The 2144-nt window shown below is 74.1% G+C and carries 2 protein-coding genes; one reads left to right on the top strand and one right to left on the bottom strand.

Annotated features, from left to right (window positions below):
• On the bottom strand, positions 1 to 776 hold a 776-nt coding region (locus FGF04_RS28405; RefSeq protein ID WP_149514417.1), incomplete at its 3' end, for an FHA domain-containing protein.
• Positions 777 to 1214: 438 nt separating this feature from the next.
• Between FGF04_RS28405 and FGF04_RS41335 the strand changes: the two genes are divergently transcribed.
• Positions 1215 to 2144: serine/threonine-protein kinase (locus FGF04_RS41335; protein ID WP_235882537.1), on the top strand; the 930-nt coding region annotated here is incomplete at its 3' end.

Raw genomic sequence — 2144 nt, 5'->3', positions numbered from 1 at the left:
CCGGCGGACTGCCGTCCCTGTCCCTGCGCCTGCCCCTGTTGCCGTATCTCTCCCTGCGCCTGGGTGCGGGACTGCCCCGAGTCCCGGTCCGCCGGGTCGTCGGTCGTCGTCGAGCGTCCGCGCGCGGACGCCGCCGGTCCCGCGCCCACCCGTACGTGCCCCTCACCGTCCGGGGTGGTCTCGCAGACGTCGGCCGGCTCGCCCGCCGGGGCGAGCCGCAGGGCCGACTCACCCACCCGCAGCAGCGCCCCCGGCGCGAAACGCACCGGCTGCTCGCCCACGCGCCTGCCGTCCAGCACCGTGCCGTTCGTGGAGCCGAGGTCCGCGACCGAGATCCGGCCGTCCGGCGCGACCGTCACGGCGCAGTGCAGCCGCGAGACGTCCGGGTCGTCCAGCGGCACGTCGGCGTCGGCGGAGCGGCCGATCTCGATCCGGCCGCCGTGCAGCAGATGGACGCCGCCGGCATCCGGCCCGGCGACCACCCGCAGCTGCGCAGCTGCGGGGTCGACGTCGGGCCCGGGCTGCGCCGGGGCGCCCAGGGACAGCACGGCGCCGTCCGTCAGCGGGGGTTCGCCCAGCGTGCAGCGCTGCGCGTCGAGCCGCTCCGCGTCCGCGTACAGCACCCCGGGGCCCTCGCCCCCGACCGCCGAGGCGAGGCCGGAGGCCACCGCCGCGAGCGCGGTCCCGGCGGGTGCCGTGACCAGCACGTCGCAGGACGCGGGGCGCCCGTCGGGGCGGGTGCCCAGCGGGTCTACGACGGTCAGCCGGATCTGCATCGCCGTCAGCGGTCCCTTCTGTCGCGGGCGCCCGCGACGGGGCTGTCCCGCGGTCCCCCACCGCAGATCCCCCCACCGCGCACGGGCACGTCGGCCGGTACGGAATGCATCCTCGCACCTGCGACTGACAACACGCCCGCGTTCCGCAGGCAAGTGATCTTGATTGGTCGGCTCTGCCCGCAAAAGTGCCTGCCCAGTGCCCTCTTGGGATCACACCGGGGACCGATCACGTCAAGATCGGGCAACCGAAACACCCGGAACGAGCGTCTTTTCATCGAACACACACGGGAATGTTCCACGTAATACAGAGGTGGGCGGGAAGGCGGAAACCGTGGCGCGACGACAGCCCGGAGCCGTGTTCGGCGGCATTACAGTGGGTCGGAACCGCCCGTAGCGCGGTGGACGGACCAGGCAAGCAAGCAGCAGGGAGCGCATGACGTGCGGCCGGTAGGCAGCAAGTACCTCCTGGAGGAGCCGCTCGGACGCGGCGCCACGGGCACCGTCTGGCGGGCCAGCCAGCGCGAGGCCGCGGGTGCCGAGGCGGCCGTGCCCGGTCAGCCCGGTGAGACCGTGGCGATCAAGGTCCTCAAGGAAGAGCTCGCAAGCGATCCGGACATCGTGATGCGGTTCCTGCGGGAGCGCTCCGTCCTGCTCCGGCTGACCCACCCGAACATCGTGCGCGTACGGGACCTCGTGGTCGAGGGCGATCTGCTGGCCCTGGTCATGGACCTGATCGACGGCCCCGACCTGCACCGCTACCTGCGCGAGAACGGCCCGTTCTCGCCGGTCGCCGCCGCCCTGCTGACCGCCCAGGTCGCCGACGCGCTCGCCGCCAGCCACGCCGACGGCGTCGTGCACCGCGACCTGAAGCCGGCCAACGTCCTGCTCCAGCAGCAGGGCGGCCAGATGCACCCGATGCTGACGGACTTCGGCATCGCCCGCCTCGCCGACTCCCCGGGCCTGACCCGCACCCACGAGTTCGTCGGCACGCCCGCGTACGTGGCGCCGGAGTCGGCCGAGGGCCGCCCGCAGACCTCCGCCGTCGACATCTACGGCGCCGGCATCATGCTGTACGAGCTGGTCACGGGCCGTCCGCCGTTCGGCGGCGGGTCCGCCCTCGAAGTCCTGCACCAGCACCTGAGCGCCGAGCCGCGCCGGCCCTCCACGGTCCCCGACCCGCTGTGGACCGTCATCGAGCGCTGCCTGCGCAAGAACCCCGACGAACGGCCCAGCGCCGAGAACCTCGCCCGCGGTCTGCGGACGGTGGCCGAGGGCATCGGGGTGCACGCGAACTCCGCGCAGATCGCCGCCGCCGAGGCCGTGGGCGTCCTGCTCACCCCGGACCCGGCGCCCGCCCCCGTGCCGGAC

It is taken from the genome of Streptomyces apricus, from assembly GCF_008369065.1.
Classification (GTDB): domain Bacteria; phylum Actinomycetota; class Actinomycetes; order Streptomycetales; family Streptomycetaceae; genus Streptomyces; species Streptomyces apricus.
The sequence above is the reverse complement of the archived record's forward strand: the minus strand, read 5'-3'. Positions and strand labels throughout refer to the sequence as shown.